Annotated in this window: 9 protein-coding genes; 4 read left to right on the top strand and 5 right to left on the bottom strand. The window is 74.6% G+C overall.

The features are described 5' to 3' along the window. The first annotated feature begins 156 nt into the window (after nt 1–156). Nucleotides 157–1347: a glycoside hydrolase family 5 protein gene (locus OU787_RS23530; RefSeq protein ID WP_268660460.1), complete on the top strand. Its 1191-nt coding sequence runs from the start codon at nt 157–159 to the stop codon at nt 1345–1347. Between the two features lie 87 nt (nt 1348–1434). Here OU787_RS23530 and OU787_RS23525 read toward each other — a convergent pair whose 3' ends face one another. Then, on the bottom strand, nt 1435–3462 hold the full coding sequence (locus OU787_RS23525) for a M3 family metallopeptidase (protein ID WP_030463248.1): 2028 nt from the start codon (nt 3460–3462) through the stop codon (nt 1435–1437). A 154-nt stretch (nt 3463–3616) separates the two neighbouring features. On the opposite strand from OU787_RS23525, the gene OU787_RS23520 reads away from it, so the two are divergent. Continuing rightward, a complete protein-coding gene (locus OU787_RS23520) occupies nt 3617–5305 on the top strand; it encodes a bifunctional 3'-5' exonuclease/DNA polymerase (RefSeq protein WP_030463247.1) in 1689 nt (562 codons plus the stop codon). A gap of 19 nt (nt 5306–5324) precedes the next feature. Here OU787_RS23520 and OU787_RS23515 read toward each other — a convergent pair whose 3' ends face one another. Next, a complete protein-coding gene (locus OU787_RS23515) occupies nt 5325–6515 on the bottom strand; it encodes a PP2C family protein-serine/threonine phosphatase (protein ID WP_030463246.1) in 1191 nt (396 codons plus the stop codon). A gap of 295 nt (nt 6516–6810) precedes the next feature. On the opposite strand from OU787_RS23515, the gene OU787_RS23510 reads away from it, so the two are divergent. Together OU787_RS23510 and OU787_RS23505 are read left to right on the top strand one after the other, a co-directional pair. Further along, a complete protein-coding gene (locus OU787_RS23510; protein ID WP_030463245.1) occupies nt 6811–7029 on the top strand; it encodes a heavy-metal-associated domain-containing protein in 219 nt (72 codons plus the stop codon). 94 nt (nt 7030–7123) lie between these two features. Next, nucleotides 7124–9373: a heavy metal translocating P-type ATPase gene (locus tag OU787_RS23505; RefSeq protein WP_268660459.1), complete on the top strand. Its 2250-nt coding sequence runs from the start codon at nt 7124–7126 to the stop codon at nt 9371–9373. Between the two features lie 11 nt (nt 9374–9384). Here the strand turns inward: OU787_RS23505 and OU787_RS23500 are convergent, their stop codons facing one another. The 3 genes from OU787_RS23500 to recD2 all read right to left on the bottom strand — a co-directional run bounded on the left by OU787_RS23500 (nt 9385) and on the right by recD2 (nt 14289). Then, complete coding sequence (locus OU787_RS23500; protein ID WP_030463243.1) at nt 9385–10104, bottom strand: SDR family NAD(P)-dependent oxidoreductase; 720 nt, start codon at nt 10102–10104, stop codon at nt 9385–9387. A gap of 463 nt (nt 10105–10567) precedes the next feature. Continuing rightward, on the bottom strand, nt 10568–11857 hold the full coding sequence (locus tag OU787_RS23495) for a citrate synthase (protein ID WP_030463242.1): 1290 nt from the start codon (nt 11855–11857) through the stop codon (nt 10568–10570). A 233-nt stretch (nt 11858–12090) separates the two neighbouring features. After that, complete coding sequence (gene recD2 / locus OU787_RS23490) at nt 12091–14289, bottom strand: SF1B family DNA helicase RecD2 (RefSeq protein ID WP_030463241.1); 2199 nt, start codon at nt 14287–14289, stop codon at nt 12091–12093. Nucleotides 14290–14334 lie beyond the last annotated feature (45 nt).

Here is a 14334-nt window from a genome sequence, read left to right as displayed (position 1 = left end):
CCCGGCCCCGGCCCCGGCCCCGGCCCCGAGCATGCCGCCCGCAGCCCACAGCCCACAGCCCGCGGAAAACATGAGCTTGTCTCACCTCTTGTGCGGCGGAGGCGGCTCCGGCAGGATCGGCGCACCCCGCCCCCACCCCCGCCGTGAGGTGCCCCCGTGCGCGTCCGCCGCTCCGCCGCCGCCCTGCTGCTCACCGCCGCCGCCGTCCTCGGCACCGTCTCGGCCGGCCCGCCCGCCGACCGCGGCCCGTTCGACGCCCGCAAGGTCTCCGCCACCACCCTCGCCGACGGCCGCACCGCCTTCACCGACCAGCGCGGCCGCGTCCTGGACCTGCGCGGCTTCAACCTCGACAAGTACGACGAGACCACCGAGGCCGACCTGCGCGAACTCGCCGCGCACGGCTTCGGCCTGGTCCGGATCGCGGTCTCCTGGTCCCGCCTCGAACCCGCCCCCGGCCGCTACGACCGGGCCCAGCTCGCCCGGCTCGGCCAACTCCTCGACTGGGCCGGGAAGTACCGCCTGTACGCCGTCGTCGACTACCACCAGGACGTCTACGGCCAGTACTTCCTCGGCGGCGACGGCGGCGCCCCCGCCTGGGCCACCCGCGACGACGGCCTGCCCTTCACCCCCGACCCCGCCGACTGGTTCGCCGGCTACTTCCAGCCCTCCGTGCAGGCCGCCTTCCGCCACCTCTACGACGACCCCGACCTGCGCCGCGCCCAGGCCGACCTCTACACCACCGTCGCCCGCGAACTGCGCGGCAAGCGCGCCCTGCTCGGCTACGACCTGTTCAACGAGCCCTTCGGCCCCGTCCCCGGCGACCCCGCCGACCCGGCCGTCCTGGCCGCCGCCTCCGCCGCCCTCGAACAGGGCCGGCTCGCCGCCATGTACCGCCGCCTGATCACCGCCGTCCGCCGGGTGGACCGCGACGCCTGGCTGTTCGTCGAACCCACCGTGCTGGTCGGCCAGGGCGTCCCCACCAGCCTCCCCGCCTTCACCGACCCCCGCCCCGGCCCCGACCGGATCGGTTACGCCCCGCACTTCTACGACACCGCCGTCGAGGCCGGCCGGGACTGGGACCCCGCCGGCGGCTTCGTCGAGGACTACACCGCCGCCGTCACCGCCTACCCCCGCGCCCACCGCCTCCCCGTCCTGGTCGGCGAGTGGGGCCCGCCCTCCGCCGCCACCCCCGGCAACGCCGAACTGATCCGCCGCCAGGTCACCGCCATGCGCACCTTCGCCGCCGGCTGGACCATGTGGTACTGGTGCCACGGCACCGGCGGCTACTGCGCCCTCACCCCCGACGGCCGCCCCGCCCCCGGCTACGGCCCGGTCTTCGCCCGATGACCGTCCCCGCGCCCCGCCGGGGGCGCGGGGAACCGCGCGCGGCCGCGCACGGCCGGCGCCGGGGGCGCGACGGCCCCGCGGCTCCGCCTACTCCAGCCCGCGCCGGGCGAGCAGCGGCCCGATCTCCGGCTCCCGCCCCAGCACGTCCCGCACGCACTCCAGCGCGTCCCGGCTCCCGCCCCGCGACAGCAGCCGCTCCCGGAACAGCTGCCCGCTCTCCCGCACGCCGCGCCCGCCGGTGCCGAACCACTCCACCGTCTCGGCGTCCAGCACCTCGGACCAGATGTACGCGTAGTACCCGGCGCTGTAGCCGTTCGAGAACACGTGGTTGAAGTACCCGGTGCGGTAGCGCGGCGGCACCGCCGCGACCGCGATGCCCGCCTCGGCGAGCGCCCGGGCCTCGAACGCCTCCGCGTCCTCGACCAGCGGGTCGGCGGCGGTCCGCGAGTGCCAGGCCCAGTCGAGCAGCGCCGCCGACAGGTACTCGACGGTCCGGAAGCCCTGCCCGTAGTTCTCGGCGGCGAGCATCCGCCGCACCACGGCCGGGTCCAGCGGCTCGCCGCTCTCGTGGTGCCGGGCGTAGTTGGCCAGCACCTCGGGCCGGGTCATCCACATCTCGTTGACCTGGGACGGGAACTCGACGAAGTCGCGCGGCACCTCGGTCCCGGCGAACGACGGGTACTGGACGTCCGAGAACAGCCCGTGCAGCGCGTGCCCGAACTCGTGGAACAGGGTCCGCACCTCGTCCCAGCTGAGCAGCGCGGGCTCGCCGGGCGCCGGGTGCGCGATGTTGAGGTTGTTGACGACCACCGGGCGGGTGCCCAGCAGCCGGGACTGGGCGACGAGTTCGTTCATCCAGGCGCCGCCGCGCTTGGACTCGCGGGCGTGGAAGTCGCCGATGAACAGGCCCAGCCCCGAGCCGTCCGCGTCGAACACCTCGAAGACCCGGGCGTCGGGGTGGTACGCCGTCAGGTCGGGCCGCTCGGTGAAGGCCAGCCCGTAGGCGAGGCCGGCCGCGAAGAAGACGCCGTCGCGCAGCACCCGCTCCAGCTCGAAGTACGGGCGCAGCGCCGCGGTGTCCACCTCGTAGCGTTCGGCGCGCACCTTCTCGGCGTAGAACGCCCAGTCGTGGGCGGCGAGTTCGCCGATGCCGTCGGCGGCCGCGGCGGCGGCCAGGTCGGCGGCCTCGCGTTCGGCGTTGGCGACGGCGGGGGCGACCAGGCGGCCGAGCATCGCGCCGACCGCCCCGGCGGTGCCGGCGGTCTCGTCGGCGACCACGTACGAGGCGTGGGTGGGGTGGCCGAGCAGGGCGGCGCGTTCGGCGCGCAGCGCGGCCATCTTGGCGGCGAGCGGGCCGTTGGTGTCGAGGCCGCGGCGCAGCGAGGCGGTGAGCAGGCGCTCGCGCAGGGCGCGGTCGGTGAGGGAGGCGAGTTCGGTCTGGTTGGAGAAGTTCTTCAGGCTGAGCACCCAGCGACCGTCCTGGCCGAGGGCGCGGGCGTTCTCGGCGGCGGCGGCGACCGCGGCCGCGGGGAGGCCGTCGAGGGCGTCGGCGCTGTCCACGGCGACCGCGCCGGCCAGTGAGGCCTCGTGCGTGTTGCGGCGGAACGCGGCGCTGTCGGCGGCGAGTTCGGCGTTGATCTCGCGCAGCCGGCGCTGGCCGTCGGCGTCCAGTCGGGCGCCGGCCCGGACGAAGGCGGTGTGCCGGCGTTCCAGCAGGCGCAGCGACTCGGGGTCGAGGCCGAGTCCGTGGCGGGCCTCGTGCAGGGTGTCGAGGCGGGCGAACAGCGCGGCGTCGAGGTGGATCGCGTCGGCGTGCGCGGCCAGCAGGGGGCTGATCTCGGCGTCGAGTTCCTGGACGCCGGGGGTGGTGTCGGAGGAGTCCTGGTTGAAGAAGACCGCCGAGACCCGGCGCAGTACCGCTCCCGAACGCTCCAGCGCCACCACGGTGTTGTCGAAGGTCGGCGGCTCGGGGTTCGCGGCGATCGCGGCGGTCTCGGCGAGCTGGTCGGCCATGCCCCGTTCGAAGGCGGGACGGTAGTGCTCTTCCCGGATCTCGGCGAAGGGCGGGAGCTCGTACTCCAGGGTGCTGGGCGAGAAGAAGGGGTTGTCGCTCATGGCGGCGACATTACGGGCCCCCGGGCCCTGGCGGAACACTGTCACGCCAAGCCGCCGCTCCGGGCGCCCGCCCCTCGTGCCGCACCGCCCGCTGTCACCCCCACCGGCTACCGTCGACAGGTCCCGCCCCTGCCGGCCGAGAGGAGCCGCCGCCGTGCGCTACGCCCTGGTGCCCGACCCGCACGGTCCGGGCGGGCGGCTGCAGCCGCTCGGCGAGGACGGCGCGCCGCTGGGCCCGCCGGAGCCCGCGCCGCGGCTGGCCGAGGCGGTGGCCGCGGTGGAGGCGGCGCACGCCCCGCGCTGGGTGTGGCCGACGGCGGACACCGCGTACGGTCCGCTGCTGGCCGCGCTGCCGGAGCGGCTGGCGCGCTGCCACGACCTGCGGCTGACGGAGGCGCTGCTGCTGGGCCGGGAGGGCCGGTTCGGGTCGCCGCGGTCGCTGGGCGCGGCCTGGGCGCGGCTGCGCGGCCTGCCGGTGCCGGCCGACCTGCCGGAGGGCGCGCTGCCCGACGAGGACGGCCTGTTCGCCCCGGACCGGCTGCAACTGCCGCCGGGGACAGACCAGTTGGCGGCCGTCGTGGCGGTGCACGCGGAGCAGCTGCGGCGGCTGGCGGCGATCGCCGACCCGGCGGCCCGCTCCCGGTTCCGGCTGCTGGTGGCGGCCGAGTCGGCGGGCGCGCTGCTGGCCTGCGAGATGGCGCACGACGGCCTGCCCTGGCGCGCGGACGTGCACGACGCGCTGCTGACCGAGCTGCTGGGCCCGCGGCCGGCGATCCCGGGCGCGCTGCCGCCGAAGCTGGCCGAGCTGGCCCTGGAGGTGCAGCGGGCGCTGGGCTCGCGCCCGTTCAACCTGGACTCGCACACCCAGGTGATCAAGGCGTTCGCGGACCGGGGCATCCAGCTGTCCTCGACCCGTTCCTGGGAGCTGAAGGCGGTCGACCACCCGGCGGCGGCCCTGATGGTGCGCTACAAGGAGCTGTCCCGGCTGCACGCCGCGCACGGCTGGGCCTGGCAGGCGGCCTGGGCGCGCGGCGGCCGGTTCCGCCCGGAGTACGTGGTGGGCGGCGTGGTGACGGGCCGCTGGGCCTCGCGCGGCGGCGGGGCGCTGCAGATCCCGCGCACCCTGCGCCGCGCGGTGGTGGCCGACCCGGGCTGGCTGCTGGTGGTCGCGGACGCGGCGCAGCTGGAGCCGCGGGTGCTGGCCGCCCTGTCCGGGGACGCGGGGCTGGCCCGCACGGCGGCCGGCGGCGACCTGTACGCGGCGCTGGCGGCGTCCGCGTTCCAGGGCGACCGGGACAAGGCGAAGCTGGGCCTGCTGGGCGCGATGTACGGCCAGACCGGCGGCGGCATCGGCCCGCTGCTGAACACGCTGCGCCGCCGCTACCCGGCCGCGATGGGGTACGTGGAGGCGGCGGCCCGCACCGGGGAGGACGGCGGGGTGGTCTCCTCCCGGCTGGGCCGGGCCTGCCCGCCGCCCTCGGCGGACTGGCTGGACCTGACGGAGGCCCCGGAGTCCGGCGAGGCGGGCGGCCGCTCGGCCCGGGCCCGCGGCCGGTTCACCCGCAACTTCGTGATCCAGGGCAGCGGCGCGGACTGGGCGCTGGCGCTGCTCGCGGCGCTGCGCCGCCGGCTGGCCGCGCTGCGCTCCGGCGAGGACCGCCCGCACCTGGTGTTCTTCCAGCACGACGAGGTGGTCGTGCACACCCCGGCCGACCTGGCGGACGCGGTGGCCGCCGCGGTCGCCGAGTCCGCCGAGGAGGCCGCCGCGCTGGTCTTCGGCGACACCCCGGTCCGCTTCCCGCTGACCACCGCCGTGGTCGACTGCTACGGCGACGCCAAGTGAGCGCCCGGCTCAGCCCGGCTCAGCCCGCCGCGTCCGGCGCGTCCGGCGCGGGCCGGGTGACCAGCAGCAGCAGCGCGTCGTCGCCGAGTTCGCCGCCGGTGTGGGCCAGCAGGTCGGCGTAGAGGCGGGCGACGGCGGCGTCGAGGTCGGCGAGCGAGCGCCAGCCGTCGCGGACCAGCGGCCCGGCGCGCTCGGCCAGCGGGTAGAACTCGCCGCCGCGGGCGCCCTTCGCCTCGATCACGCCGTCGGTGCACAGCACCAGGACGTCGCGCGGGCCGAACGGCACGGCGCTCGCGCAGGGCAGCCCGCCGACCAGGTGGCCGAGGCCGAGCGGCAGCCAGGGGTCCTCGGGTTCGAGCACCTCGGCCCGCCCGTCGGCGCGCACCCGCAGCGGCGGGACGTGGCCCAGGTGCAGCAGGTCGACGCTGCCGGGCTCGCGGAAGGCGGCGAACATCGCGGTGGTGAACTCCCCGTCGGGGACGTGCCGTTCCATGCTGGCCTCGATCCGGCCGGCCACCGCGGGCAGCTGCTCCTCGTCGTAGGCGGCCTCCCGGAACGCGCCGAGCACCACCGCGGCGGTCTGCACCGCGCCGAGCCCCTTCCCGCGGACGTCGCCGACCAGCACCCGGGTGCCGTACGGGGTGTCCAGCACCGAGTACAGGTCGCCGCCGATCCGGGCGGCGTCCGCGGCGGACACGTACCGCACGGCCAGCCGCAGCGGCCCGACCACCGGTTCGGGCTGGCGCAGCAGCGCGCGCTGGGCGGCCTCCGCGACCGAGCTGACGGCCGCGAAGGCCGCGGCTCGTCGCATCCGCAGTTCGGCGATCCCGGCGCTGAGCGCGGTGACCGCGACGTAGCTGACCATCGCGCCGTACAGGAAGCGGCTGTCGCCGAAGTCGACGACCTGGTCGAGGTGGCTGAGGCCGAGCAGGGCCAGCAGGCCGAGGAAGCAGACCGCGAGCAGTTCGCGCGGCCGCAGGGTCAGCGCGGCCACCGACGGGACGACGACCATCAGCGGGGCCAGGTAGCGGTCCTGCCCGGAGAGGTAGTCGGCGAGCGAGACCAGGCCGATGGCGGCCAGGGCGGGCGCGGCCCGGCGCAGCAGCGACAGGTCCTGGAGGTCGGCCGCCAGCAGGGCGTTGCGCCGCCTGCTGGGCGGCACCGCGCCGGTGCGGCCGGGTGGCGTGCCGTCCCCGCGTCGAAGGTGCACCTACCGAACATATCGGACACCGGGCCGCCTTGCGCCGTCCGGGCGAAATCCCGGCGGTCCGGGCCGGGAGCCCTGGGTTTCCCCGCCGTACGGGGGGCGGGCGCCGCACCGCCGCGCCCGCCGTTGCGGTTCCCGGCCCGGCGCGGACTACCCTCGGGGACGGGTCGCGGGAGTGCGGGCCGGAACGCGCCCCCCTCTGGACTAAATACCCCCAGGGGGTATGGTGGTGGTCGTAGGCAGCAGATGCCCTGGGCCCCGCAACCGGCCCAGCCCCAGCGCGTCCCGGGAGGTCCCCATGTCCAGCACCGTCACCTACACCGTCAGCGGGATGAGCTGCGGCCACTGCGAGAAGGCGATCAACGGCGAGGTCTCCGCCCTGCCCGGCGTCACCGCGGTCGCCGCCGACTCCCAGGCCGGCACCGTCACCGTGACCGCCGAGCCCGCCCCCAGCGACGAGCAGATCGCCGCCGCGGTGGACGAGGCCGGCTACGAACTGGTCGGCCGGGCCTCCTGACCCGCCCGCGGGGGCGGCCCGCGCCGCCCCCGCCCCACCGCACCGCGCCACATCGCGCCGCACCGAGCAGCACCCGAACGGACCGGACGAGCTGATGAGCACCACCACCGACCCCGCCGCCGCGCCCCGCGACCGCGTCGAGCTGTCCATCGGCGGCATGACCTGCGCGTCCTGCGCCGCCCGGATCGAGAAGAAGCTCAACCGGATCGACGGCGTCGAGGCCAGCGTCAACTACGCGACCGAGAAGGCCCGGGTGGACTTCGGCCCCGGCACCAGCGTCGCCGACCTGATCGCCACCGTGGAGCGCACCGGCTACACCGCCGAACTCCCGCCCCCGCCCGCCGCGCCCGAGACCCCCGCGGAACCCGCCCGGGAACCCGACCCGCTGCGCGACCGGCTGCTGGTCAGCGCCGTGCTCAGCCTCCCCGTGGTGCTGCTCTCGATGGTCCCGGCCCTGCAGTTCGACAACTGGCAGTGGCTGGCCTTCGCCCTCACCGGCCCGGTCCTGGTGTACGGCGGCCGGCCGTTCCACCAGGCCGCCTGGACCAACGCCAGGCACGGCGCGGCGACCATGGACACCCTGGTCTCGCTCGGCACCCTGGCCGCCTTCGGCTGGTCGGTGTGGGCCCTGTTCTGGGGCGACGCCGGGATGCCCGGCATGCGGCACTCCTTCTCCCTCACCGTCGGCAGCACCGACGCCTCCTCCGCGCTCTACCTGGAGACCGCGGCCGCCGTCACCACCCTGATCCTGCTCGGCCGCTGGCTGGAGGCCCGCTCCAAGCGCCGGGCCGGCGCCGCCCTGCACGCCCTGCTCGACCTCGGCGCCAAGGACGTCGCCGTGCTGCGGGACGGGCGCGAGGTCCGCGTCCCGGTCGGCCAACTGGCCGTCGGGGACCGGTTCGTGGTGCGGCCCGGCGAGAAGGTCGCCACCGACGGCACGGTGGTCGAGGGCAGCTCCGCGGTGGACGCCTCGATGCTGACCGGCGAGTCCGTCCCGGTGGAGGTCGCCGTCGGCGACGCCGTCACCGGCGCGACCGTCAACGCGGGCGGCCGCCTGGTCGTCGAGGCGACCCGGGTCGGCGCGGACACCCGACTGGCCCGGATGGCCGAGCTGGTGGAGGACGCGCAGAACGGCAAGGCCGCCGCGCAGCGCCTGGCCGACCGGATCTCCGCCGTGTTCGTGCCCGCCGTCATCCTGATCGCCCTCGCCACCCTGGTCGGCCGGCTGCTGGCCTCCGACAGCCCCACCGAGGCGTTCACCGCGGCCGTCGCGGTGCTGATCATCGCCTGCCCGTGCGCCCTCGGCCTGGCCACCCCGACCGCGCTGCTGGTCGGCACCGGACGCGGCGCCCAGCTCGGCATCCTGATCAAGGGCCCCGAAGTCCTGGAGAACACCCGCAAGGTCGACACCATCGTGCTCGACAAGACCGGCACCGTCACCACCGGCCGGATGGCGCTGGCCGCCGTCCACACCGCCGAGGGCACCACCGAGGACGAGGCGCTGCGCCTGGCCGGCGCCCTGGAGCACGCCTCCGAGCACCCGATCGCGCAGGCCGTGGCCACCGCCGCCCAGGAGCGGTTCGGCGAGCTGCCCGCCGTCACGGACTTCGAGAACCTCCCCGGCCACGGCGTCCGGGGCACCGTCGACGGGCACGCCGTGCTGGCCGGCCGCACCGCCCTGCTCGGCGCCCCGCTGCCGCCCGCCCTCGCCGCCGCCCGCTCCGCCGCCGAACGCGCCGGACGCACGGCCGTCGCCGTCGCCTGGGACGGCGCGCCGCGGGCCGTGCTGGAGGTCGCCGACGCGGTGAAGCCGACCAGCGCCGAGGCGATCGCCGAACTGCGCGCCCTGGGCCTGCGGCCCGTCCTGCTGACCGGTGACAACCGGGCGGTCGCCGAGACGGTGGCCGCCGAGGTCGGCATCCCGGCCGAGGACGTGATCGCCGAGGTCCTCCCCGAGGACAAGGTCGCCACCGTCCGACGCCTCCAGGCCGAGGGCCGCACCGTGGCCGTGGTCGGCGACGGCGTCAACGACGCGGCCGCCCTCGCCCAGGCCGACCTGGGCCTGGCGATCGGCACCGGCACCGACGCCGCCATCGAGGCCGCCGACCTCACCCTCGTCCGCGGCGACCTGCGCTCGGCCGCCGACGCGATCCGGCTCTCCCGGCGCACCCTGGCCACCATCAAGGGCAACCTGTTCTGGGCCTTCGCCTACAACGTCGCCGCGATCCCGCTGGCCGCGGCGGGCCTGCTCAACCCGGTGATCGCGGGCGCCGCGATGGCCTGCTCCTCACTGTTCGTGGTCGGCAACAGCCTGCGGCTGCGAAACTTCCACGCCACTCGCTGACCGGGCGGCCGTCAGCGGCCCAGCATCTCCCCGCCGTTGCAGTGCAGGATCTCCCCGGTGATGAACCCCGCCTCCGCCGAGGCCAGGAAGTACACGGTCGCGGCGACCTCGCCGACCTCGCCGATCCGCCCGAGCAGCGTGCGCGCCGAGCGCCGGGCCACCTCGGCCTCGTCCAGCCGCGGCCCGAAGAACTCGGTGCCCGCGACGGTGCCCGGGGCGACGATGTTGGCGGTGATCCCGGACGGGCCGAGCTGGGCGGCCAGGAAGTGGTTCCAGGCGTGCAGGGACGCCTTCGCGGCCCCGTAGGAGCCCGCGCCGCGCAGCGCGGCGATCGAGGAGACGGTGACCACCCGGCCGGAGCCGGGGGTGAGCCGGTCGCGGACCGACTCGGTGAGCAGCACCGCGGTCAGCACGTTGCGCTCGAAGTCGCCGCGCCAGCGGGCCAGCACCGCGTGCGGGCCGGCGCCGAGCACGGTCTCCCGGCTGCCCGCGTTGTTGACCAGCACGTCGATCCGGGCGGGCAGCGCGTCCAGCGCGGCCTCCACCGCGTCCGGGTCGGCGAGGTCGCACATCAGCGGGGTGACGTTCGATCCGAGTTCCTGCGCGGCCTGGTCGAGGACCCCGGGCCGGCGGCCGACGATCACCACCCGCTCCCCGGCCGCGGCGAAGCGCCGGGCCACCTCCAGCCCGATGCCGGTGCCCCCACCGGTGACGACGACGTTCCTGGCCATTGCGCACTCCCTCCCTGACCGTCCGCCGCGCCGCGCATCGCAGGCGGTCCGTACCGGATTGCCACGATTCCTATCACGCTGGGTTGCGAGGCCAGCGGGGTGGGTGACGCCGCGCGCCGACCGTGCGGTGTGATATGCGGGCGGCCGTCCGGTGCGCGGGCGCACACGGAGAGTGGAGAGAGACAACTCACACCCCCCTGGCGTAACTCTGCGCCCCCTGGTACGTCTTACCTTTTGTAGAGCGGGGCTCCGGCGGGCCCCGGACGGGCTGTCGATTCGTCGACCGCCCTCGCGCACGGCACCGGGCCGGTCCCGGGCCCCCGGGGACGCTTTGAGCGGCCGTTCCCGACCGGGGCCGGCCCGGGCGCCGTGCGCCCCAGCACGGCGAACACGCGAAGGGGCCCGGCCCCGCCCCCTGTACGGGAGGGCGGGACCGGGCCCCTTCGGCGTCGCGGCCGACGGCTCAGCGCGCGTCGAGCGGCACGTAGTCGCGGATCTCCACGCCGGTGTAGATCTGCCGCGGGCGGCCGATCCGGCTGGTCGGGTCCTTGATCATCTCGTGCCAGTGGGCGATCCAGCCGGGGAGCCGGCCGATCGCGAACAGCACGGTGAACATGCTGGTCGGGAAGCCCATCGCGCGGTAGATCAGGCCCGTGTAGAAGTCCACGTTCGGGTAGAGCTTGCGCGAGACGAAGAAGTCGTCCTTGAGCGCGTGCTCCTCCAGCTTGAGCGCGATGTCCAGCAGCTCGTCGGACTGGCCGAGCTGCGCCAGCACCTCGTGGGCGAGCACCTTGACCTGCGCGGCGCGCGGGTCGAACGCCTTGTAGACGCGGTGGCCGAAGCCCATCAGCTTGACGCCGTCCTCGCGGTTCTTCACCTTGCGGATGAACGCGTCGACGTCGCCGCCGTCCTTCTGGATCTGCTCCAGCATCTCCAGCACGGCCTGGTTGGCGCCGCCGTGCAGCGGGCCCCACAGCGCCGAGATGCCCGCCGAGATCGAGGCGAACAGGTTGGCGTGCGAGGAGCCGACCAGGCGCACCGTCGAGGTCGAGCAGTTCTGCTCGTGGTCCGCGTGCAGGATGAGCAGCTTGTCCAGGGCGTTGACCACCACCGGGTTCAGCTCGTAGTCCTCGGCCGGGACGGCGAAGGTCATCCGCAGGAAGTTCTCGACGTAGCCGAGGTCGTTGCGCGGGTAGACGAAGGGCTGGCCCATCGCCTTCTTGTACGCGTACGCCGCGATGGTCGGCAGCTTCGCCAGCAGGCGGACCGTCGACAGGTTGCGCTGCGCCTCGTCGAACGGGTTGTGGCTCTCCGGGTAGAACGTGGAGAGCGCGCCGACCACCGAGGAGAGCATCGCCATCGGGTGCGCGTCCCGGGGGAAGCCCTGGAAGAAGCGCTTGACGTCCTCGTGCAGCAGGGTGTGCTGGGTGATCTCGTTGCTGAACGCGGCGAGCTCGCCCTGGTTCGGCAGCTCACCGTTGATCAGCAGGTAAGCGGTCTCGATGAAGTTGGCCTCCGAGGCCAACTGCTCGATCGGGTAGCCGCGGTAGCGCAGGATGCCGGCGTCACCATCGATGAAGGTGATCGCGGACTTGTTGGCGGCGGTGTTGCCGAAACCGTTGTCCAGGGTGACCAGGCCGGTCTGCGGGAGCAGCTTCGAGATGTCGAAGCCGGAGTTGCCCGCAGTGCTCTCGACGACGGGGTACTCGTACTCGCCGTCCTGGTACCGCAGTACTACCGATTTGTCGCTCACGTCTTCCTCACCGACGAAATTGATCCTCATCCGACTGCCCTGACTGTCCCAACGATCCCCCACCCGAAGGACGGCCGCGCACCCGGGGGTGACCCCGGGAAGGACCGGGGCCTACAAACTCCGCTGCCGCCACCGGTGTGAACCGGACAAGATCGGCGGCGGCACCGGACCAGGTTCCGCCCTAAATCTCTTCACGTCAAGACAACCTCTGAACGTACCGTACCCCCTCGAACTCAGCCCGCAGCCAATCTGTGGTCCAGCGCGGAGTGCCGCCGACCGGCGCTCACCGCCCGCACCGCCTGCCCGATGGCCTTGCGCGAACCGACCAGCACCACCAGCTTCCTGGCCCGTGTCACCGCGGTGTACAACAGGTTCCGCTGGAGCATCGTCCACGCCGACGTCGTGACGGGAATCACCACCGCCGGGTACTCGCTGCCCTGCGAACGGTGGATCGTCACCGCGTACGCGTGCGCCAGCTCGTCCAGTTCGTCGAAGTCGTACGGCACCTCCTCGTCCTCCTCGGTCATCACCGTCAGCCGCTGGTCGTCCACGCTCAGTGCCGTCACGACGCCCACTGTGCCGTTGAAGACACCGCTGCGCCCCTTGTCATAGTTGTTCCGGATCTGGGTGACCTTGTCGCCGACCCGGAACGTCCGCCCGCCGAACCGGCGCTCGGGCAGGCCCTCGCGGGCCGGGGTGACGGCCGACTGGAGCAGCGTGTTCAGCGCGCCCGCGCCCGCCGGGCCGCGGTGCATCGGCGCCAGCACCTGGACGTCCCGGCGCGGGTCGAGGCCGAAGCGCTGCGGGATCCGGCGGGCCACCACGTCCACCGTCAGGCCGGCCGCGCGCTCCGCGTCGTCCTCGACGAACAGGAAGAAGTCCGGCAGGCCCTCGGTCAGCGGCGGCAGGCCCTCGTTGATCCGGTGCGCGTTCACCACCACGCCGGACTGCTGGGCCTGCCGGAAGATCCTGGTCAGCCGCACCGACGGGACGGGGCCGCCGGCCGCCAGCATGTCCCGCAGCACCTCGCCCGCACCCACCGACGGCAGCTGGTCGACGTCCCCCACGAACAGCAGGTGCGCGCCCGGCGCGACCGCCTTGACCAGCTTGTTCGCCAGGATCAGGTCCAGCATCGACGCCTCGTCGACCACCACCAGGTCCGCGTCCAGCGGCCGGTCCCGGTCGTACGCGGCGTCCCCGCCCGGCTTCAGCTCCAGCAGCCGGTGCACCGTCGACGCCTCCGCGCCCGCCAGCTCCGCCAGCCGCTTCGCCGCCCGCCCGGTCGGCGCCGCCAGCACCACCTTCGCCTTCTTCGCCAGCGCCAGCTGCACGATCGACCTCACCGTGAACGACTTGCCGCAGCCCGGGCCGCCGGTCAGCACCGCGACCTTCTCGGTCAGCGCCAGGCGCACCGACTGCTCCTGCTCCGGGGCGAGTTCGGCCCCCGTCCGCTGCGCCAGCCAGCCCAGCGCGGCCGGCCAGTCCACGCTCCGGAACCACGGCATCCGGTCCTCGTCCGCGCGCAGCAGCCGCAGCAGCTGGTTGGCCAGCGAGACCTCCGCCCGGTGGAACGGCACCAGGTACACCGCTGTCACCTCCTGCCCCTCGGCCCCCGGCAGCCGCTCGCGCACCACCCCCTCCGCCGCGACCAGCTCCGCCAGGCAGTCGATCACCAGCCCCACGTCCACCTGCAGCAGCTTCACGCCGTCCGCGATCAGCCGCTCCTCCGGCAGGTAGCAGTGCCCCTGGTCGGTCGACTGCGACAGCGCGTACTGCAGGCCCGCCTTCACCCGCTCCGGCGAGTCGTGCGGGATGCCCACCGCCTGCGCGATCCGGTCCGCCGTCAGGAACCCGATGCCCCACACGTCCGACGCCAGGCGGTACGGCTGGTTCTTCACCACCCCGATCGAGCCGTCCCCGTACTGCTTGTAGATCCGCACCGCCAGCGAGGTCGACACCTGGACGCCCTGCAGGAAGACCATCACCTCCTTGATGGACTTCTGCTCCTCCCACGCCTTCGCGATCATCTTCGTCCGCTTCGGCCCCAGGCCCGGCACCTCGATCAGCCGCTTCGGCTCGTTCTCGATCACCTCCAGGGTCTCCACCCCGAAGCGCTCCACGATCCGCTCCGCGAACCTCGGCCCGATCCCCTTGATCAGCCCCGAGCCCAGGTACCGCTGGATGCCCTGCACCGTGGCCGGCAGCACCGTCGTGTAGTTCTCCACCGTGAACTGCCGCCCGTACTGCGGGTGCGACCCCCACCGCCCGAACAGCCGCAGGCTCTCCCCCACCTGCGCGCCCAGCAGCGCCCCCACCACCGTCAGCAGGTCGTTCGCCCCCCGCCCGGTGTCCACCCGCGCGACCGTGTACCCCGTCTCCTCGTTGGCGTACGTGATCCGCTCCAGAACCCCCTCCACCTGAGCCAGCTGCACCGGACACCTCACCCGCGATCAGGAACACGCCACCGCGAAAGGTAC

The sequence above is a fragment of the Kitasatospora sp. YST-16 genome (assembly GCF_026802215.1).
In the GTDB taxonomy this organism is placed as follows: domain Bacteria; phylum Actinomycetota; class Actinomycetes; order Streptomycetales; family Streptomycetaceae; genus Kitasatospora; species Kitasatospora cineracea.
Note: the sequence above shows the minus strand (reverse complement) of the source record. Positions and strands in the feature narration are given on the sequence as shown.